General features: G+C 72.4%; 19 protein-coding genes and 1 riboswitch. Of the genes, 13 read left to right on the top strand and 6 right to left on the bottom strand.

The window, feature by feature from the left end; genetic code table 11:
• The first annotated feature begins 60 nt into the window (after positions 1 to 60).
• From ACIRJT_RS05190 to ACIRJT_RS05165, 6 genes are all read left to right on the top strand, one after another.
• Positions 61 to 990, top strand: coding sequence for an ABC transporter ATP-binding protein (locus ACIRJT_RS05190; RefSeq protein WP_403905452.1), 930 nt, complete (start codon positions 61 to 63; stop codon positions 988 to 990).
• Positions 983 to 1,663, top strand: a complete 681-nt coding sequence (locus ACIRJT_RS05185; protein ID WP_403904733.1) for an ABC transporter ATP-binding protein — start codon at positions 983 to 985, stop codon at positions 1,661 to 1,663. Before ACIRJT_RS05190 ends, ACIRJT_RS05185 begins: the two co-directional genes overlap by 8 nt.
• A 174-nt stretch (positions 1,664 to 1,837) precedes the next feature.
• A complete protein-coding gene (locus ACIRJT_RS05180) occupies positions 1,838 to 2,716 on the top strand; it encodes a phosphatidylinositol-specific phospholipase C/glycerophosphodiester phosphodiesterase family protein (protein ID WP_403904731.1) in 879 nt (292 codons plus the stop codon).
• A 117-nt stretch (positions 2,717 to 2,833) separates the two neighbouring features.
• Positions 2,834 to 3,028: a hypothetical protein gene (locus ACIRJT_RS05175; RefSeq protein WP_018955839.1), complete on the top strand. Its 195-nt coding sequence runs from the start codon at positions 2,834 to 2,836 to the stop codon at positions 3,026 to 3,028.
• 112 nt (positions 3,029 to 3,140) lie between these two features.
• Positions 3,141 to 3,884, top strand: a complete 744-nt coding sequence (locus tag ACIRJT_RS05170) for a hypothetical protein (RefSeq protein ID WP_403904727.1) — start codon at positions 3,141 to 3,143, stop codon at positions 3,882 to 3,884.
• 156 nt (positions 3,885 to 4,040) lie between these two features.
• Positions 4,041 to 5,630, top strand: a complete 1,590-nt coding sequence (locus tag ACIRJT_RS05165) for a hypothetical protein (RefSeq protein WP_403904725.1) — start codon at positions 4,041 to 4,043, stop codon at positions 5,628 to 5,630.
• A gap of 18 nt (positions 5,631 to 5,648) precedes the next feature.
• Here ACIRJT_RS05165 and ACIRJT_RS05160 read toward each other — a convergent pair whose 3' ends face one another.
• On the bottom strand, positions 5,649 to 6,014 hold the full coding sequence (locus tag ACIRJT_RS05160; protein ID WP_403904722.1) for a DUF779 domain-containing protein: 366 nt from the start codon (positions 6,012 to 6,014) through the stop codon (positions 5,649 to 5,651).
• An 87-nt stretch (positions 6,015 to 6,101) separates the two neighbouring features.
• On the opposite strand from ACIRJT_RS05160, the gene ACIRJT_RS05155 reads away from it, so the two are divergent.
• On the top strand, positions 6,102 to 6,491 hold the full coding sequence (locus ACIRJT_RS05155) for a hypothetical protein (protein WP_003964352.1): 390 nt from the start codon (positions 6,102 to 6,104) through the stop codon (positions 6,489 to 6,491).
• 75 nt (positions 6,492 to 6,566) lie between these two features.
• Positions 6,567 to 6,746 (top strand): hypothetical protein, encoded by a 180-nt coding sequence (locus ACIRJT_RS05150; protein ID WP_403904719.1) that lies wholly within the window; start codon positions 6,567 to 6,569, stop codon positions 6,744 to 6,746.
• A 124-nt stretch (positions 6,747 to 6,870) separates the two neighbouring features.
• On the opposite strand, the gene ACIRJT_RS05145 is transcribed toward ACIRJT_RS05150, so the two are convergent.
• Both ACIRJT_RS05145 and ACIRJT_RS05140 read right to left on the bottom strand, forming a co-directional pair.
• A complete protein-coding gene (locus tag ACIRJT_RS05145) occupies positions 6,871 to 7,542 on the bottom strand; it encodes an endonuclease (RefSeq protein ID WP_403904716.1) in 672 nt (223 codons plus the stop codon).
• Positions 7,539 to 7,721, bottom strand: coding sequence for a DUF6480 family protein (locus ACIRJT_RS05140; RefSeq protein ID WP_403904714.1), 183 nt, complete (start codon positions 7,719 to 7,721; stop codon positions 7,539 to 7,541). The genes ACIRJT_RS05145 and ACIRJT_RS05140 overlap by 4 nt, the downstream gene beginning before the upstream one ends.
• Before the next feature lie 272 nt (positions 7,722 to 7,993).
• Between ACIRJT_RS05140 and ACIRJT_RS05135 the strand changes: the two genes are divergently transcribed.
• Positions 7,994 to 8,185 (top strand): DUF6381 family protein, encoded by a 192-nt coding sequence (locus tag ACIRJT_RS05135; protein WP_403904712.1) that lies wholly within the window; start codon positions 7,994 to 7,996, stop codon positions 8,183 to 8,185.
• 99 nt (positions 8,186 to 8,284) lie between these two features.
• On the opposite strand, the gene ACIRJT_RS05130 is transcribed toward ACIRJT_RS05135, so the two are convergent.
• Together ACIRJT_RS05130 and ACIRJT_RS05125 are read right to left on the bottom strand one after the other, a co-directional pair.
• Positions 8,285 to 9,292: a PHP domain-containing protein gene (locus tag ACIRJT_RS05130; protein ID WP_403904710.1), complete on the bottom strand. Its 1,008-nt coding sequence runs from the start codon at positions 9,290 to 9,292 to the stop codon at positions 8,285 to 8,287.
• 114 nt (positions 9,293 to 9,406) lie between these two features.
• The gene (locus ACIRJT_RS05125) at positions 9,407 to 10,915 is read right to left on the bottom strand and encodes a helix-turn-helix domain-containing protein (RefSeq protein ID WP_403904708.1); all 1,509 of its coding nucleotides are present in this window, start codon (positions 10,913 to 10,915) and stop codon (positions 9,407 to 9,409) included.
• A 262-nt stretch (positions 10,916 to 11,177) separates the two neighbouring features.
• Here ACIRJT_RS05125 and ACIRJT_RS05120 point away from each other — a divergent pair, with 262 nt between their 5' ends.
• A complete protein-coding gene (locus ACIRJT_RS05120) occupies positions 11,178 to 11,795 on the top strand; it encodes a hypothetical protein (RefSeq protein ID WP_403904705.1) in 618 nt (205 codons plus the stop codon).
• 160 nt (positions 11,796 to 11,955) lie between these two features.
• A complete protein-coding gene (locus tag ACIRJT_RS05115; RefSeq protein ID WP_403905450.1) occupies positions 11,956 to 14,490 on the top strand; it encodes a SpoIIE family protein phosphatase in 2,535 nt (844 codons plus the stop codon).
• 47 nt (positions 14,491 to 14,537) lie between these two features.
• Here the strand turns inward: ACIRJT_RS05115 and ACIRJT_RS05110 are convergent, their stop codons facing one another.
• Positions 14,538 to 15,929, bottom strand: coding sequence for an FAD-dependent oxidoreductase (locus tag ACIRJT_RS05110; protein ID WP_403904702.1), 1,392 nt, complete (start codon positions 15,927 to 15,929; stop codon positions 14,538 to 14,540).
• Between the two features lie 452 nt (positions 15,930 to 16,381).
• A riboswitch (cyclic di-AMP (ydaO/yuaA leader) is annotated at positions 16,382 to 16,569 on the top strand.
• 5 nt (positions 16,570 to 16,574) lie between these two features.
• Here ACIRJT_RS05110 and ACIRJT_RS05105 point away from each other — a divergent pair.
• A complete protein-coding gene (locus ACIRJT_RS05105) occupies positions 16,575 to 17,417 on the top strand; it encodes a transglycosylase SLT domain-containing protein (RefSeq protein ID WP_403904700.1) in 843 nt (280 codons plus the stop codon).
• Between the two features lie 156 nt (positions 17,418 to 17,573).
• Complete coding sequence (locus ACIRJT_RS05100; RefSeq protein WP_403904698.1) at positions 17,574 to 19,217, top strand: GMC oxidoreductase; 1,644 nt, start codon at positions 17,574 to 17,576, stop codon at positions 19,215 to 19,217.
• Positions 19,218 to 19,222: the final 5 nt, after the last annotated feature.

Raw genomic sequence — 19,222 nt, 5'->3', positions numbered from 1 at the left:
GCCCCTGAATCCGCCGAGCCCCCCGTCCTCGCGGTCGAGAACCTCTCCGTCCGCTTCCGGATGCGCGGCGGCCGGGACATCGCGGCCGTCACCGACGCCCGCTTCTCCGTCGCGCCGGGGGAGTGCGTGGCCCTGGTCGGCGAGAGCGGCTGCGGCAAGTCCGTCCTGGCCTCCGCCCTGCTCGGCCTGCTGCCCGCCAACGCGGCGACCACCGGCAGCGCGGTGCTCGGCGGGGACACGGACCTGCTGACCGCCGACGAGCGCACCCTCGCCCGCACCGTACGGGGACGGCGCATCGGCCTCGTACCGCAGAGTCCCGCCGCCCACCTCACCCCCGTGCGCACGGTCCGGGCCCAGCTGGAGGAGAGCCTGCGCGAGCTGACCGGGGTGCGGGGGAGCGAGCTGCCGAAGGCCGCCGTGGCGGCCGCCGACCGCGCCTCGTTCCCCGAGGACCACCTCGACCGCTACCCGCACGAGCTCTCCGGCGGCCTCGCCCAGCGCGCCGCGACCGCCCTCGCCCTGGTCGGCGACGCCCCGCTGCTGCTCGCCGACGAACCGACCACCGGGCTCGACCGGGACCTCGTCGAGCGGACCGTCGACGAGCTGCGGCGCCACACCGACGAGGGCCGGGCGCTGTTGATCATCACCCACGACCTGGCCGCCGCCGAACGCATCGCGGACCGGGTCGCGGTGATGTACGCGGGCCGGATCGTCGAGATCGCCGACGCGGCTCCCTTCTTCGGCGCACCCGGCCCCCGCCACCCCTACGCCCGAGGTCTGCTGGACGCCCTGCCCGAGCGGGACTTCGCCCCGATCCCCGGGATGCCGCCGGAGCTGGGGGCGCTGCCCGACGGCTGCGCCTTCGCCGCCCGCTGCGCGCACGCGGACACGCGCTGCACCGGCGAACGCCCGGCCTTCGCGTCCGACCTGGCCTGTCACCACCCACTGCCCGGCCGGACGCACCCCCTCAAGGAGGCCGCCGATGCTTGAGCTGACCCGGATCACCGCTGGATACGACCGCCGCGACCCCGTCGTCCGTGAGGTCTCCCTGCACGTCGCGGCGGGCGAGGCGGTCGGGCTGCTGGGCCCCAGCGGCTGCGGCAAGTCCACCCTGGCCAAGGTCGCCGCCCTCCTGCACCGCCCGGACGCCGGAGCCATGACCCTCGACGGCACGGTCGTACGCGGCTGGCGGCACCGGGCCCCGCGCGAGCAGCGCACGGCTGTCGGCGTCGTCTTCCAGCAGCCCCGGCTCTCCGCCGACCCCCGGCTCAGCCTCCGCGAACTGATCGCCCAGCCGCTGCGGTCCACCGGGCGCCGCCGGGACGTCCCCGAGAGAGTCGCGGAACTGGCCCCGCTGGTCGGCCTCTCCGAGGAGTTGCTGGAGCGCCGCCCGCACGCCGTGAGCGACGGCCAGCTCCAGCGGGCCTGTCTGGCACGGGCCCTGGTGCTGGAGCCCCGGCTGCTGATCTGCGACGAGATGACCGCGATGCTCGACGCCTCCACGACGGCCGCCCTGGTCGCCGTGGTCGAGCGCTACCGCTCCGCGTCCGGGGCGGCCCTGCTCGCGGTCGGCCACGACCGGGTGCTGCTGGAGCGCTGGTGCGACCGTACGGTCCGCTGGGGCGAGCGGACCGCCGGAAGCGAGCGCGTGGCGGCCGGCTGAGCACCGTCTGTCGGTCGAGCGGGGTGTGGCGCCCGGCGAACAACCGATGCGGCCCGGCCGACCGGTGGGCGACGGTCCAGCCAACTCTTGGCAGGTACCTGCCCAGTGGCGGGGGCGCGACTCCATACTCGACGCGACCGTCCCTCGTCCGTCCGCCGCTCAGGGAGTCCCTCCATGGCCCACCCCACCCGCCGCCGCGCGCTCACGGTCGCCCTCGCCACCGCCGCCGTGGCCGTCGCCGCCCCCACCGCGACGGCGGTCGCCGCACCCGCCCGGCCGCGCGGCCCGCGCCCGTTGCGCCACGCCCACGCGCACAACGACTACCTGCACCCCCGGCCGCTGCACGACGCGCTCGCCCACGGGTTCACCAGTGTCGAGGCCGACGTCTTCCTCGTCGGCGGCGACCTCCTCGTGGCCCACGAGCCCGCCACGCTCGACCCCACCCGCACCCTCGCCTCGCTCTACCTGGACCCGCTCGCCGCCCTGGTCCGCGCGGGCCACGGCAGCGTCCACCCGCACCACCGCGCCCCGCTGCAACTCCTCATCGACATCAAGGCCGACGGCGTCGCCGCCTACCGCGAACTGGACCGGCAACTGCGCCGCCACCACCGGATCCTCACCCGCTACAGCCACGGCCGCGTTCACCCCGGCGCGGTCACCCCGGTGATCTCCGGCGACCGCGCCGCCCGCGCCCCCATGGAGGCGCAGCGCATCCGGTACGCGTTCTACGACGGCCGCCTGGACGACCTCGGCACCCCGGCCCCTGCCTCGTTCGCCCCGCTCGTCAGCGCCAACTGGACCCAGAGCTTCGGCTGGCTCGGCGCCGGCCCCTTCCCCCGGGCCGAGCGCGACCGGCTCCGCGCCCTCGTCGCCACCGCCCACCGGGAAGGCCGCCGCATCCGCTTCTGGGCCACACCCGACCTGCCCGGACCCGAACGCGACGCCGTCTGGTCCGAACTGCTCGCCGCCGGGGTCGACCACCTCAACACCGACGACCTGGCCGGACTGGAACGATTCCTCCGCGCTCGCGGGAACGGTTCCCCGGCCTCGTAACGCCTCCCGGCCGGGAAGTACCCGTTCGGCCGACACGCTCACGCGCCGAACAGTCCCTCCGCTGCGCCACACTGGCGGCCGAATGCCGCAAATCCGGCGCGGCGGAGGAGGTTGGCCATGGCCGTTTCGATCTCGGTGGTCCTGCTCATGCTGATCCTGGCAGTGATCTTCCTGCGCAACGGCGGACTGAAGGTCTCCCATGCACTGGTCTGCGTCCTGCTGGGCTTCTTCCTGGCCGGTACGAGCATGGCGCCGACCATCCACGACGGCGTCGGGGCCACCGCCGACCTGGTCAGCGGCCTCCACCCCTGACCCCGGCCCCACTCCCACCCCCGGCTTGGGCCTCGCCGCGGACCCCGCTCCCGGCCCGGCCCGTGCCGGCGGCCGGTCCACGCCGGTCCCGGACATCCCGCACAATGGGCAGATGTCTTTTCCGCCCTCCGGCCGGCACTCGGGCGCCGCCCACCACGAGTACTGCAACACCGGCCTGTGCTGCCGGTGCCAGATGCGGATCTGGACGACGAAGGCGGGCAACGAGCGGCTCTGCGGGCCGTGCGCGGCCTGCTGCCAGTCCTGCGGCCGGGCGCCCGCGCCCCACCTTGACGGGCTCGACGGAGGGCTGTGCGCCGAGTGCCGCGGACTGTGCGGCCGCTGCCACGCCCCGAAACGGCCCGACGGAACCTGTTTCTGCGACCGCTGGCGGGAGAACGCCAAGAGCAACCCGCGCGGCTACGTCCTCCAGGCGTTGCCGCAGCAACTCCTCCAGGCGCTCGGCGGCCGGGTCCCGAGCACCGTCCACGACCTGATCCACCAGGAGCTGGCGAACCGCAGCGCGGGTCTCCTCCGTGAACGCATCGAGCGCCGCTGGAACCTGCGCTGGGCCCACGCCCTCAACGAGAAGGACGAGGACGGCCGCCGCCGCTGGAGCGCCCAGGACATCGCCGAACAGTTGCTGATGCCCGGCTCGTGCTCCGACCCGCAGTGCGAGGACGGCCACCGCGTCACCACCGACACCCCGTGCACCCGCTGCCGGCAGCCGCTGCACCGCTTCGTCACCTCGGTCGCCGACCACACCGCGACGCCGGAACACGCCCGGGCCGCGGCGGCCCGCATCCGCCGGGCGATGCTGGAGAACCGCTCGCACCGGAAGCCTCCGCAGCGCGGATAGGGCGAGGCGCGGTGTGTTGCGGGCGTTGCCGCACGTGGCGCGGTGTTGCGGCAGCGTGTCGGGCACGCGAAACCCTTCTCCTCTCCATGGACACTTCAAGATGCTCCTCCTAACGTCGGGCTGCGGCGCGACCCCCGTCCGTAACCGAGGAGCCCGATGCCCCCGCCGTACCGCAGAGCGCTCGCCCGCGCCCTGGCCCTGACACTCGCCGTCGCCACGCTCACGCTGGCCGGGCCCACGTCCCCCGCACTGGCCGACGAGATCCCCAGAGCTCCCGGCCACCGCCTGGTCGCGGGGTACGAGGGAGCCCCCGCCACCGCCTCGCCGGTTCCCGGCCAGGCGCCCCCGCAGCACCCCTTCCTCGCACCCAACGGGCGCAGCGGCATGCACGCGGACGCTGCGGGCAGCGGCACCCATCCCTACGCCGGACCGCTCGGCCGGAGCCCCGAGGTGACCAGCGAGAAGATCGCCCCGGTCGGCGGCGAGTGCGCCACCGCGACGTTCGACGCGGCCGGCCGGCTGATCACGGTCTGCGGGACGTTCACCGGCTTCCTGCTCAAGCTGCTCGACCCGCGCACCCTCGGCACGCTCGCCGAGTACAAGCTGCCGCAGCGATCCTCGACGGTCGAGGCGATCACCCGCCTGGACTTCTCCAAGATCTTCAAGGACACCTCGGGCGGCGCCTACTTCTACCTGGACGACCAGGACCGGGTCGTCCTCGCCGACTCGCGTCAGCACATCCTGCGCATCGCCCACCGGCAGGGCGCGGACGGCCGCTGGGAATTCGTCGTCGAGGACGACTGGGACCTCACCGGCCATGTCCCGCACGACTGCGTGTCCTGGACCAACCTCTTCCCCAGCGGCACCTGCGACCCGGTGACCTCCGTGATGCCCGACTGGCAGGGCCGGATCTGGTGGGTCACCCGGCTCGGCCGGGTCGGGACGGTCGACCCGGACACCTCGGCCGTCCGGTCCGTCCGGCTCGACGGCGAGGAGATCCAGAACTCGTTCTCCGTGGACCGGGACGCGGTCTCCATCGTCTCCGACCACGCCCTCTACAGCTTCACGGCCGGCCCGGACGGCACCCCGCGGATCGGGTGGCGGCAGACGTACGACCGGGGCACCGGCACCAAGCCCGGTTCGGTGAACCAGGGCTCGGGCACCACCCCCGACCTGTTCGGCACCGGCGAGCGTTACGTCGCGATCACCGACAACGCGGACGACCGGATGAACGTCCTCGTCTTCCGCCGGGGCGCGGACATCCCCGCCGACCGCCGCCTCGTCTGCTCGGTCCCGGTCTTCGGCCGGGGCCAGTCGACCACCGACAACTCGCTGATCAGCTGGGGCGACAGCCTCGTCGTCGAGAACAACTACGGCTACGAGAACCCCACCTCGCTGCTGCTCGGCCGCAGCGTCGTCGGCGGCGTCACCCGTATCGACGTCAGGCCCGACGGCAGCGGCTGCGACACCGTGTGGGAGAGCGCCGTCCGCTCGCCCTCCACCGTGCCGAAGCTGTCCACCGCCAACGGGCTGCTCTACTTCTACGAGAAGGAGCCCAACGCGCTGGGCATCGACGCCTGGTATCTGACCGCCGTCGACTTCCGTACCGGAGAGCGCCGCTGGCGCACGCTCACCGGTACCGGACCGGCGTACGACAACAACTGGGCGCCCCTCACCATCGGCCCCGACGGCACCGCCTACGCGGGCGTCTTCAACGGCATCGTCGCGGTGCGCGACACCGCCTGAGCGGCGGGGTGCGGTTCCTCATCCGTCCACCAGACGGGAACGGATGAGGAACCGCACCCCCTCCGGCGCCTCCAGCGAGAACCCGCTGCCGCGGCCCTCCACCACGTCCACGATCAGCCGGGTGTGGGACCACACCTCGTGCTGGCTCCGCGACATCCAGAAGGGCACGCTCTCGGCCATGTGCTCGACGGCGAGTTCCGCCAGCAGCACATCGGCGTTCCCGGTGCGGAACTCACCGGCCGGATAGCACATCGGCGCGCTGCCGTCGCAGCAGCCTCCCGACTGATGGAACATCAACGGGCCGTGCTCCGCCCGCAGCCGAAGCAGCAGACCGGCCGCGGCCGGTGTCAGCTCGACGGCGGGCGATTTCGGGTCACACTCCATGGACCTGCCCCTTCTCGGCTACGGCTGCGCCGCGACAACCGGACGCGAGTCAACTCGACCGGACGTTGCGACCGGGTTGCACGCCCTATGCTCGCGGCCATGGAGCAACGGGAAGTCGTGAAGCGCGTGATCGGCATCCTCACAGAGGCGCGCGAAATGCAGCGTCTGCTGGAGGCGGACCTCGAACGGGAAGATCTGGACGCGGGAGCGGGCGCCGTCACCGCCCTGTTGAACGAGACGATGCCCCACATCGCCATCCCCGACGACTTCTCCGTGGAGGAGGTGGTCACCGTCGTCGGGCGCGAGGTCGGCGGTGCGGTCGAACAGCTCGTGAGCGCCTTCACCCTCGCGTTCACGATGCTGGCCCAGGTCCACGACTCCGGGCAGACCGACGTGTCGTCGGCGGACGTCCTCCAGGACCTCGCGCTGCGGGTCGAGGGCGGCGGACCGGACGACGACGAGAACCCACTGCTGTAGCTGCCTGCGTTCCGCCGCGCGGGTATGCATAGTGGAGGGAGAAACGCGTATCTCCCTCGCGGCATGGAGGCAGCTGTGGGAAAGAGCACCGACATAGCCCGCGCCAAGGCGCGGAGGCTCAAAGGCATGATCAAGGAATCGGACGGCATCGCCCTCGAGAACGAGCGGCTGAAGGCCGAGGGCAGGAAGGAACAGGCCGAGGCCCATCGCGATGAGGCCCTGGCACGCGCAGCGCGGACGTCCTTGGACCGCTGAGAGAGCCGAGGCGCCCGTGCCGTCGCGTACGGCGCCGGGCGCCTTCGCGGGCCCGCCCGGCGCCGGTGAAGGTCGTGGGTGCTGCCCTCCCCGACGCCCTTAGAGGCCTTGCCGCACGGCGTGCTCACTCCCGCGCCCGCGCGGCCTCCCGGACCGTCTCGACGACCTGGCGGTCGAGGGCAGCCCTGACCAGCGCCGCGGCGAACGCGGCCCGGTCCCGCCCGCGCACCACCTCCGCCAGCCTGCCGGGGGAGGTGGGCAGACCAAGCCGCTCGGCTCCCTGGAGGCCCTTCGCACCCACCCGGAACCCGGTCTCCGGCCAGAGGCCCTGCACCTCGCGCACGAAGATGCCGGCCCCGGCCGGTCCGATCCCCGGGACACGCCGGAGCCCCGCCTCCAGAGCCTCTACGTCGCCGTCCGCCTCCGCGCGCAGCCGGCGCAGGTCGCCCTTCCAGACGTCGAGGACGAGATGTGCGCCCTCCCCGAGCTGGGTGGAGGTCCGCTCGTCGTAGCGGCGGTAGCCGCCCTCGCCCAGAGCGTCCACGCGACGCTGCCAGGTCGCATCGGCCATTCGGCGCGGGGTGCGCAGGCCGTCCGCGAACAACACCCGCGCCGCGGCCACGGCGACCGACGCCCGGATCCGGGCGCTCAGCAGATGACTCAGCACCAGGAGCTGGTAGAGCGGCTGCGGAGTGTCACGCAGCCGGATCCCCGCCTCCGCCGCGTACGTCCGCCCGTACCCCTCCAGCAGCGCGTCGGTGATCCGGCGCGCCGAAGCGGAGACCTCGCGGCTCATCCGTAACCGAAGATCCGGGCGAGGAAGAACCCGGCGACCGCGAGCGCTCCGATCACGATCAGGGCGGTCCAGAGGCCGGGATGCTCCCATATGCCGCCGTCCGCGCGTTCCTCGTGGGCCTCCCCGATGGAACCCTCGGCCGGCGGTGTCTCTCCTGGGGGATTCACTAGAACAGCCATGCCTCCAGGGTCTCTCCGCCCGGGCCCCGGCGCACGCCCACGCCATCGTCAAGGGCTGACGCCTCCCGGCGGCAGGCGGAGAGAAAGCCTCACCCTCGACTTCAGGGTGAGACCAGGGCTTCTCCGTCGGGTCGTCCTGGGCGGGCCGCCGACGCGGAGGCCGCCGTGGCGACACCCCGCTCGCGGCGCGAGAGCGCGGGCCGTGCGGGATGCGAGGGCGGCCGGTCGCTGGTTCGCTGGGGGCAGAGGTCCCCAGCGTCCAAGGAGTGGTGATGAGCGGTTCGGACGAACCCGCCGACCTGGCTCGGCAGATGCGTGAGAAGGCCCAGCAGCTCGCGGAGGCCGCAAAGCGCGCGAGCGACCCGCACGAGCGCGAGCGGCTGGAGAAGAAGTCCCGGACGATCCGGGACCGGAGCGAGCAGCAGAGCGCCATGGAGGCCGGGGACATCTACCCCGAGAAGTAGCCCGGCCGACGCGGCCGCCCGCTTCCGGAGTACCTGCGAACCTCCGGAAGCGGGCGGCCGCGCGCCCCCGACGGCGGCCGCGTGCGCCCCGGACGCCGATCAGCCGGCCCATTCCAGGACCCGGTTCGCGCTCCAGGTCGTCACCACCCGGTCGGCCGCCACTCCGCACTCCTCGGCCCGGGCGCACCCCGACCGCTGCCAGTCGAGCTGCCCCGGCGCGTGCGCGTCCGTGTCGATCGCGAACAGTGTCCCCGCCGCGACGGCCGCACGCAGCAGCCGCAGGGGCGGATCCCGCCGCTCCGGACGGCAGTTGATCTCCACCGCCGTACCCGCCTCGGCGCAGGCCGCGAAGACCCGGTCCGCGTCGAACCGCGACTCCGGACGGCCGCGCCCGGCCAGCAGACGTCCCGTGCAGTGGCCGAGCACATTGGCCCGCGGATGCCGTACCGCCGTCTCCAGGCGCCGCGTCATCGGCCCCGGGTCCATCCGCAGCTTGGAGTGGACGGAGACCACGACCACGTCGAGTCGCTCCAGCAGCTCGGGCTCCTGATCGAGCGAGCCGTCCGGGAGGATGTCGCACTCGATCCCCGTCAGCAGCCGGAACGGGGCCCACTCCTCGTTGAGCCGCTCCACCACCGCGAGCTGCTCCCGCAGCCGCTCCGGCGACAGGCCGCGCGCCACCGTCAGCCGGGGCGAGTGGTCGGTGAGGACGGCCCACGCGTGCCCCAGGTCCGCGGCGGTCCGGCCCATCTCCTCGATCGGACTGCCCCCGTCCGACCAGTCCGAGTGCAGGTGGCAGTCGCCCGTCAGCCGGGCGAAGAGCTCCTCGCCCCCCTCGACGGGCGGCTCAGCGGCGGCTTCCCCCTCCAGTCGGTCCAGATACCCGGGCGTCTCCCCGGCCAGGGCCTCGCTGATCACCTCGGCGGTGCGGGGTCCGATCCCGGCGACCTGCTCCAGGGAGTTCGCGGCCACCCGCTCGACCGCCTCCCCGGCGGCCATCACATCCACGGCGGCCGCGGCCGTACGGAAGGCCTTCACCCGATACGTGGCGGCCTGCGAGCGTTCCAGCAGGAAGGCGATCCGCCGCAGAGCGGTGACCGGGTCCATCGGCACCTCCACCAGGAGCGTCCGCGGCCGGCACAGGTCCGCGCCGGGTGATCCGTACGTTCCACCAGGATGGGCGCATCCGCACCCGGGCGCCTCCGCGCAGCGGTCGCCGCTTCAGGACGCGGCCTCCCCGGCGTCCGGCACGGGCACCCAGCGGCCGGTGGCCGTGTCGTGGTCGAGCACGGGCCGTCCTCGTACCCCGCTCGTGCGGAACGGCCGCCCGCCGTCGTCGACGCGCACCGTGCCGGACCGACCGCCGGCGCTCCAGGTCAGCTCGGCGAACCAGTCGCAGTCGCAGCCGACCGTGCGACCCGTGATCAGGAGGACCTCGGGATCGGTGACGGAGACGCTGTACGGGAAGGCGAACGCCTCGATGGGCTCGCCCGAGTCGTTGCCCGCGACCGAACGGGCGACGGGGCGGGGCACGTCGAGATCCACGTCGAACATCCTCGGGGTGAGGGCCCCGCCGCAGCCGGAACTCATCCGGTAGACCCGGCCGTCCGCCGGCGAACGACGCTCGACCACCCGGATCCGCAGGGATTCCAGCACCACGGCACGCTCGTTGCGCCCCTGCAAGGTGATCCGGACACCCGCCTCGCCCGCGTGCACCGCGCCGAGCGCCCCGGCCCAGGACTCCGCGTCCGCCTCCACCGGGGGCGGCGGGACGGCGGCGGGCGCCCGGTCGGCCAGGTAGGAGTGGTCGCAGCCGTTCTTCCAGACGTGATCGTCCGCGGTCCAGGTGAACGGCGCGCGTCCGGTCTTCGGGTCCGGGGCTCCCCCGGAGGGCCCGGGGAGTGTCTCCTCGCGCGGTCCGACGCCGGGCGGCACACTCGGCCGGGTGCCGCCGGACGGCGTCGCGCGGGCGGTCCCGCTCGGCGTGGCCCGCGGCTTCTGGGGCGTGGGGGAGCCGGAAGGCGATGGCTGCGGGCTGTCGGCCGGAGGCCCGCCCGGCCGCTGGGCCACCGAAGGGCTCCGGTCCGGGCCCGGGAGCGTCATCTCTCCGAAAGCCGCGATCAGGGCGAGGACGAGGACCGCGGCGGCGAGGACACCGAGCCCCTGCCCGTACCGTCGTCCCCGACGCGAGCGGAACAGCGGCCCCCGGGGAGGCCCGCTCCCGATCGTGGCCACCTCCTCGGAGCCGGAATACCGCCCCGGGCCAGGTTCGTCATCGCCGGACGGACCGGAGCCCGCGGACGGGGGCGGCCCGGACCCGGTCCCGCCGGACGGACCGGCCCCGAAGGCGCGGGGCGGCACCGCCCGCCGCCGGGGCGACCCCGCCTCCCCGGCCGGAGCGTCCTCCGGTACGACCGCCACCCGCACGGCCCCCGACGGGTTCCCTGCCGCCGCCGCCCCCTGCCGGTCGAGGCGTTCGTGGTCCGCCAGGATCCACAGGCGGTGCAGCGCCTCCCGCTCCTCGGCCGATGCGCCGCACAGGCGGGCCAGGCGTTCCACGGGAGCGAACTCCGCGGGCACCGTCCGCCCCGTGCAGTACCGGTGCAGCGTGGAGCCGCTGACTCCGATGCGGCGGGCCAGCGATGCGTACGGCCGGCCCGACCCCTCCCGCAGCGCGCTCAGCCGCTCCGCCAGCAACGCCCGTGCGGCCCCCTCGGTGTCATCCGACACGCTCGACCCTCCCCGCAGCCGTTCCAGGGCGTTCCAGCCCCCCGAGAACACCCACGTCACCAGGGGTGGGACGGTTCCAGCCCGGCGGGAAGCCGTGTCGTGCTTGTCCGGGTCAGGGCGGCGGCCCAGGCTGGTGCCCGTTCCCGTAACGCCGTCGCAGGGCTCCTCCACCGGGCCCCGTACGCCTCGGCGCTACGCCGTACGACCACCTGACCGCACCGTCCGAAGCCATGTGAACCGTCCGAAACGGGGAAACCTCACCATGCGCACTCTTCGCACCGTCCTTCTGACCGCCGCTGCCGCGGGCCTGACCGTCACCGCCCTGGCCCAGGTGCCCGCCATCGCGGCGCCGGCCCCCGCTCCCGTCCAGCCGAAGTTCCTGAGCGCGGGCGGGCTGCCCGCCTCCCTCACCCCCTGGACGGCCGGTCCCGTACGCCAGGGAGTGCCGGCGGACGGGTCGGTGTGCACCGCGGGCATCGCCCCGGCGGCCGGCACCCGCCACCGCGACTTCCGCACCGAACTGGACACCGGCGCCCGCCAGACCATCACGGTCGCCGCCAGCACCGCTCAGGCCAGGGCGCTCGCCGCCGAACTGCGCAGCGCCCTGGAGACCTGCCTCGACCGGCTGAAGGAGCAGGACCCCGGCCTGGAGGGGGAGGCGTTCTACCAGGGCCGCGTCGACATCGAGGAGGGCGCGCACGTCTACAGTATCGACACGTCGTATCCGGAGGTCGGCTCCACCGACATCGGGCTCTACTCCGTGGGCCGCGACGGCAGGGCGGTGACCGTCGTCGAGTGGGGGCAGCTGGGCGAACTCGACGGCGCTCCGCTGGAGGGCTTCAGGAAGACGACGCGCACCGCCGTCGCCAAGCTGTACTGAGGCCACCGTCCGCGACCGGCCGTCGGGGGGCGGCCGGTCGCCGGAGGTGCGGGGTACCCCGCACCGGGAGCATGCTGGCTGTGTGACCCGGCACGAAACGCCCCGGCATCCCCCGCCCGCCGGAATCGGGGCCGCGGCCGGGGAACACGAGGGTGGCCGGGTGCCCGACGAGCTGTCCCTCGTGCTCGCGCAGGCCCTCGTCAGCGCCGTCGAGTCGAGCGACGGCTACGCGGGCGGCGTCTACCTCCGCAGCCGGACGCCCGGGCTCCTGCGGCTCGCGGTGCTCGCCGGACTGCCGGGCCCGCTGTTCCGGCCCTGGTGGCGGATGCATGTGAACCGGCCCTTCCCGGTGTCCGAGGCCTACCGCTCGGGGCGGCCCGTGCTGCTCTCCGACGCGGAGGAGGCGATGCGCCGGTTCCCGCAGCTGATGGCCGGACTGCCGTTCCCGTTCGGTTCGCTGTGGGTACCGATCACCGGACCGTGGGGGAGCGTGGGCGTGCTGGCGGTCCTGCGGGCCTCCACACCGGGGCAGCCGGTCGCCCCCGCCGACGGCGACCGGCTGCACCGCCTGGGCCACCGGCTCGGTGACGCGCTCACCGATCTGGGGCGGCGGGGCATCGACTGCGTATGGGAGACCGAGCCGGTCCCCGTGCAACTGCCCGCCGCCACCGCGCCCCCCGTGCGGGTCGGCCGCTTCGAGTGGGACCTGCACTCCGGGCGGGTCGCCGCCGACGACGAACTCTGCGCCATCCTCGGATTCGAGCCCGCCGCCTTCCCGGGCACCGTCGACGCGCTCGCCGAACGGCTCGTCCCGGAGGACGTGTACGGACTGTGGGCGCTGGCCCGCCGGACGATGGAATCGGCCGAACCGGTCGTCCGCCGGATGAGGCTGCGCGGCCCCGACGGCCGGTCCCATCTGCTGGAGCTCTCCGGCCGCTGGACGCACCCGGACGGCGATGCGTCCGCCGGTCGTCTGAGCGGCTTCCTGGTCGACCTCGGAGCGGGCCCCGTCGTTCCGGAAGCCGCCGACCGGCTGCCCCGCGGTGTCCTCTCCCTCGACAGACTGGGCCGGATCACCTACGCGAACGGCCTCGCCGAAGAGCTGCTCGGCCACACCAGGGCGGAGCTCGTGGGTCACGTCGTGTGGCAGGCACTGCCGTGGTTCGGGCACGAGGCCTACGAGGACCACTACCGGGCCGCCCTGATGGCCGACGAGCCCGTCCACTTCCTCGCCCGCCGCCCCCCGTCACGCTGGCTGTCGGTGTCCCTGTACCCGGGCCACGACGGGGTGAGCGTCGTCCTCCAGGCGACCGACCGGCCGGACTACGCCCCGGGCTCGGTCACCGCGCCCGGCCTGGGCATCGGCTCGACCGCCGACCGTTCCTCGGCGCTGTACCGGCCGGTGGCCCTCGCCATCGCGCTGACCGAGGCGGTCACGGCACGTCAGGTCTCCGCAGTGGTCACGGAGGAGTTGCTGCCCGCGTTCGGTGGCCGCCAGCTCGCCATCTACCTGCTGGACGAGGGCCACCTCCACCTGGCCTGGGAGACAGGGTTCCCGAAGGGTTTCCTCGACCGCTTCGAAGGGGTCGAGCTCGACGTCAGCATTCCCGGGGTGGAGACCCTGACGACGGGCCGCCCGATGTTCTTCGAGTCCATGCAGCGCCTGGCCGAGGCCTACCCGGGCATTCCGATCGACGCGGACGTCGGAGCGCGAGCGTTCCTGCCGCTGATCGCCTCGGGGCGGCCGGTCGGCTCCTGCATTCTCGGCTTCGACCGCCCTCGCGGCTTCAGCCCGGAGGAACGTACGGTCCTGACGGCACTGGCCGGACTCATCGCCCAGGCCCTGAAGCGTGCCCGGCGCTACGACAGCGAGGCGGCCCTCGCCCGCGGACTCCAGGACGCCCTGCTGCCGCACCGGCTGCCCGAAGTGGACGGGGTGGACACCCTGGGGCGCTACCTCTCCGGCACCCAGGGCATGGACGTGGGCGGCGACTGGTACGACGTCATCGAGACCGGCCACGAACTCGCCCTGATCATCGGCGACGTACAGGGGCATGGTGTCTCCGCCGCCGCGACCATGGGTCAACTGCGCAGTGCGGTGAGGGCGTTCGCGCTGAGCAACCATGATCCGCAGGAGGTGATGAGCGGGACGAACCGGCTGCTCATCGACCTCGACCCGGGACAGTTCGCGAGCTGCTGTTACATCACCCTGGACCCGGTGACCGGAGTGGCCCGCGCGGTGAGGGCGGGGCATCCGCAGCCTGTACTGCGGCGGCCGGACGGCCGGACGGAAGTGCTGGACCTGCCCGGCGGCATCGTGCTCGGGATCGACGGCCACGCCGCCTACCCGGTCACGGAGATGCGCCTCGAACCGGGGGCGATGCTCGCCCTGTTCACGGACGGGCTGATCGAGCGCCCCGGGACGGACATCGACGAGGGGATCGAGCGGCTGCGGGCCACTGTCGAACGCATCGGTGCGGTCCCCCTGGCCGAGACGGCCGACCAGGTCATCGGAGAGGCCAGGGCGGCCGTCGACCGCCCCGACGACATCGCGATCCTGCTCGCCGCCCGGTGGGCCGGGACTCCGGCGGCCCGGAGGACCCGGGAGGTCCGGGCGCCCGGACCCGACCTGTGGCGCACGTTCAGGAGGCCGGACCCGGGGCGCACGGCGGGCGCCCCGGATCCGGCCCCCTAGAGGCCGCACTGTCGATCAGGCGCTGATCAAGCGCAGATCAACGCTGATCAGGCGTCGGCGGGACGCTCGGTCGGCACGAAGGAGCCGGAGGCCTCCAGCATGCCCTCGCGCTCCACGACCTTGACCCGCTCACGGCCCTGGGCCGCGCCCAGTGCCTGCTCGTGGGCGTCCAGCCTGTGCCAGCCCTCCCAGGTCGTGTAGCGCACGCCGCGGTCTTCCAGGAAGGCCTCGACGGCCTCCGGGGCGGGCGTCGCCGGCTCGGGCAGCCGCCCGGCGGCACGGTCCTCCAGGACACAGGCGACCGTCTCGTTGGCGTCGCCCTTGGTGTGCCCGATCAGACCGATCGGACCGCGCTTGATCCAACCGGTGACGTAGACCGAGCTCATGTGCTCGTCGCCGGCGATGACGCGGCCCGCCTCGTGCGGCACGGTGCCGGAGGTCACGTCGAAGGGGAGCTTGGGCAGCTCCTCCGAGTAGTAGCCGACGGCGCGGTAGACGCTCTGCATGTCCCAGTCGGTGAACCGACCGGTGCCCCGGACGTTGCCGGTGCCGTCCAGCTCGGTGCGCTCGGTGCGCAGTGCCACGACCTTGCCGTCCTCGCCGAGGATCTCGACCGGGGACTCGAAGAAGTGCAGGAACAGCTTGTGCGGGCGGTCGCCGACGTCGCGGATCGCCCAGTTCTCCAGGGTCTGCGCGACCATGTTGGCCTGCTTGTTCTCCCGGCGGGTCGCGATGGAGCCCTCGTCGTACTCGATGTCCTCGGGGTTGACGATGACCTCGATGTTGGGGGAGTGGTCCAGCTCCCGCAGCTCCATCGGGCTGAACTTGGCCTGTGCGGGGCCACGCCGCCCGAACACGTGCACCTCCAGCGCCTTGTTCTCCTTGAGGCCCTGGTACACGTTGTCCGGGATCTCGGTGGGCAGCAGCTCGTCCGCCGTCTTGGCCAGGACGCGTGCCACGTCCAGCGCCACGTTCCCGACGCCGAGCACGGCGACCTTCTCCGCGGTGAGCGGCCAGGTGCGCGGGACCTCGGGGTGTCCGTCGTACCAGGAGACGAACTCGGCCGCGCCGTAGGAGCCCTCCAGCTGGATGCCGGGCACGTCGAGCGCCCGGTCGGCCTCGGCGCCGGTGGAGAAGATCACCGCGTCGTAGAACGACCGCAGGTCGTCCAGGCCGATGTCGTGCGGGTAGCTGACGTTCCCGAAGAGACGGATCTGGGGCTTGTCCAGCACCTGGTGCAGAGCCTTGACGATGCCCTTGATCCGCGGGTGGTCGGGGGCCACGCCGTAACGGATCAGACCGAAGGGCGCGGGCATGCGCTCGAAGAGGTCGATAGAGACCCCCGGGTCCTGGCAGACCTCGGATTTGAGCAGCGCGTCCGCAGCGTAGATACCGGCGGGGCCGGCTCCGACAATGGCGACGCGGACGGGGCGTGTCATGGCGTGGTGATCCTTCGGGGCGGGCGAACGCGGGCAGGTACAGCGTACGTCGGAGGTAAGGGTTGGCTTACTAGTCTCCACCGCACACCGTAAGCGATCGCCCCGCGGGCTCTCCGACCGGCCCTGCCTAAAGTGTCCGATTAGTCCGTTTACCTGTGTCGTTATGGGTGATTTGTTTCTTTTAGGCGCCCTGTTCCATAAGGGGCTTATCGGGGATGTTGAGGCATTCGTTGGAGCTTGTTTTCGCCATCGTCGCAAGGGAGTGGTGAGCGTCACGTCCGGGGGCGCGGACGTGGAAGCGGAAGCATTGGTTCCCTTCTGTGTGAGGAAAGTTGACGGAGTGACGGAGCGACCCGATCCGGCAATTCCGCCTTTCGATCTTGTATGTAAAGGGAAATCCGGAATGCGGGGCTTGTTCTGTTCGGCGTTTCTCGCCTACGGTCACCGTCAATCCGGATGGAACGCCGAATCCTGCCGCCGTCCGGGAATCCGAAACCCACTCACGTACGGCAGGAGCGGGGGACCCAGGTAAGTCGCCGATCCGTAACCGGAACGGCTTGGGGTGAAGTCGCACGAGCGTGCGGCCAGACATCTCCCGTCTGAACCCGACAGCTCACCTCGCAGGCGCCGGAGAGGAAATCCCCCATGCCCGCACAGGGTAAGCACCGTCGTCCCCAGTCCACCTCGCTGCGTCGCGGCCTCGCCGTCGTGACCGTCGGCGGAGCCGTTCTCGCCCTCCCGGTGATCGGTGCCACCAGTGCCTTCGCGGCCCCCGCGCCCACCGCCGCGCCGCAGCAGGCCGTAGCGCCCACCTCGGTGGCCCAAGCGGATTCCGCCGTGAAGGCCGCGCCCGCCCAGCATTCCGTCGCGGCCGGTGAAACGCTTTCCAAGATCGCCCGCGCATATTCCGTCAGCGGCGGCTGGGAGAAGCTGTACGAAGGCAACCGGAAGATCGTCGGAGAGAATCCCGATCTTATTCACCCCGGTATCAAGCTGGCCCTCGGAACCAAGGCCGAGGCCCCTTCGGGCGGCAAGGTGGACAAGGCCGCCAAGGCTTCCCCGTCCGCCGCGCGCGGCGGAGAGGCGGACCGCGCCGACCGTTCGGAGCGCATCGACGCCGCTCCCGTGGCAAAGGCCGCTCCGGCCGCCGAGAAGGCCGTCACGTACACGAACGACCTCGACGGCTGGATCAAGGAGTCCCTGGCGGTCATGGCCGAACAGGGCATCCCCGGCACCTACGAGGGCATCCACCGCAACATCCTGCGCGAGTCCTCGGGCAACCCGGCCGCGATCAACAACTGGGACTCCAACGCGGTCAAGGGCACCCCGTCCAAGGGGCTGCTCCAGGTCATCGACCCGACCTTCCAGGCCTACCACGTGCCCGGCACCTCGACCGACAGCTACGACCCGGTCGCCAACATCACGGCCGCGTGCAACTACGCCGCGGACCGGTACGGCTCGATCGACAACGTCTTCGGCGCCTACTGATCCTCCTCGCCCGAGCCCGAGGGGCCCCGGACCTCATGGTCCGGGGCCCCTCCGTCATGCCGGGCGATGCCGGGAAGTTACCCCCGGGTTTCTAGTGACTTACCACGCGATCGACAGTAGAACCTGTTCCACTCTGTCGAGAGTGAGGGATGTCACATGAGCGAAACTAGCAAGTGGAATGGCGAGACCAAGGGTGTTTCGCGTCGGAAATTCATCGCTGGAACAGGTTCTCTTCTGGGTGCTGCGGCGATCGCCGGGCACACCGCACCGGCGTGGGCGGGCGTCCGGGCGGCATCAGCGCCGATCGGCTCCGGCGCCCGGGTGCCGGTCCTGGTCGTCGGCACCGGATACGGCGGCTCCGTGGCCGCCCTCCGGCTCGCCCAGGCCGGGGTCGACGTCCATATGGTCGAGATGGGCATGGCCTGGGACACTCCGGGCGCGGACGGCAAGATCTTCGCCAACACCACCAGGCCCGACGACCGCTCCTTCTGGCTGCGGACCCGGACCAAGCAGCCGCTGAGCAACTTCCTCGGCTTCCCCATCGACAAGGGCGTCAACCGCTACACCGGCATCCTGGACGCCGAGGAGTTCGCCGGCATCACGGTCTACCAGGGCCGCGGCGTGGGCGGCGGGTCCCTGGTCAACGGCGGTATGGCCGTCACCCCGCGCCGGGAGAACTTCGGCGCGATCCTCCCCACCGTGAACGCCCAGGAGATGTACAGCACCTACTACCCGCGCGCCAACAGCGGACTGGGCGTCACCACCATCGACCCCGCCTGGTTCGACAGCGTCGACTGCTACCAGTACGCCCGGGTCGGCCGGAAGCACGCCCAGCGCTCCGGCTTCCCGTTCCTCTTCGTCCCCGCCGTCTACGACTGGGACTACATGAAGCAGGAGGCGGCCGGGACCGTTCCCAAGTCGGCCCTGGACGCCGAGATCCTCTACGGCAACAACTACGGCAAGAAATCGCTCCAGAAGACCTACCTCGACCGGATCAGGGCCACCGGCCGGGTCACCATCTCCCCGCTCCACAAGGTCACCACGGTCACCCCGGCCCCGGGCGGCGGCTACACGGTGCTCATCGACCAGCTGGACACCGTCGGCCGGACGGCCGCCACCAAGACCGTCACGGCGGACAGGGTGTTCTTCGCCGCGGGCAGCGTCGGCACCAGCAAGCTGCTCGTCGGCCTCAAGGCCACCGGTGCGCTGCCCCTCCTCAACAGCGAGGTCGGCAGGGGCTGGGGCGACAACGGCAACGTCATGTGCGGCCGGGCCAATCACCTCTGGGACCCGACGGGGCAGGTGCAGTCGTCCATCCCCACCGGCGGCATCGACAACTGGGACGCCGGCGGAGCGTTCGCCGAAGTCGCGCCGCTGCCCACCGGGATCGAGACGTGGGCCTCGTTCTACCTCTCCATCACCAAGAACCCGAACCGGGCCCAGTTCACCTGGAACGCGGCTGCGGGGAAGGCCGAACTGAACTGGCAGACGGCGTGGAAGCAGCCGTCCATCGACGCCGCGAAGACGATCTTCGACAAGATCAATCGGAAGGAAGGGACGATCTACCGCACGGACCTCTTCGGCGTCCACAAGATCTGGGGCGACCACCTCACCTACCACCCGCTGGGCGGCGCGGTCCTGGACAAGGCCACCGACAACTACGGCCGGCTGCACGGCTACACGGGCCTGTACGTCATCGACGGCGCACTGATCCCCGGCAACACCAGTGTGAACCCGTTCGTCACCATCACCGCGCTCGCCGAGCGCAACATCGAACGGATCATCGCCACCGATCTGTAGGCGAC

The organism is Streptomyces sp. NPDC102283, assembly GCF_044766265.1.
In the GTDB taxonomy this organism is placed as follows: domain Bacteria; phylum Actinomycetota; class Actinomycetes; order Streptomycetales; family Streptomycetaceae; genus Streptomyces.
Note: the sequence above shows the minus strand (reverse complement) of the source record. Positions and strands in the feature narration are given on the sequence as shown.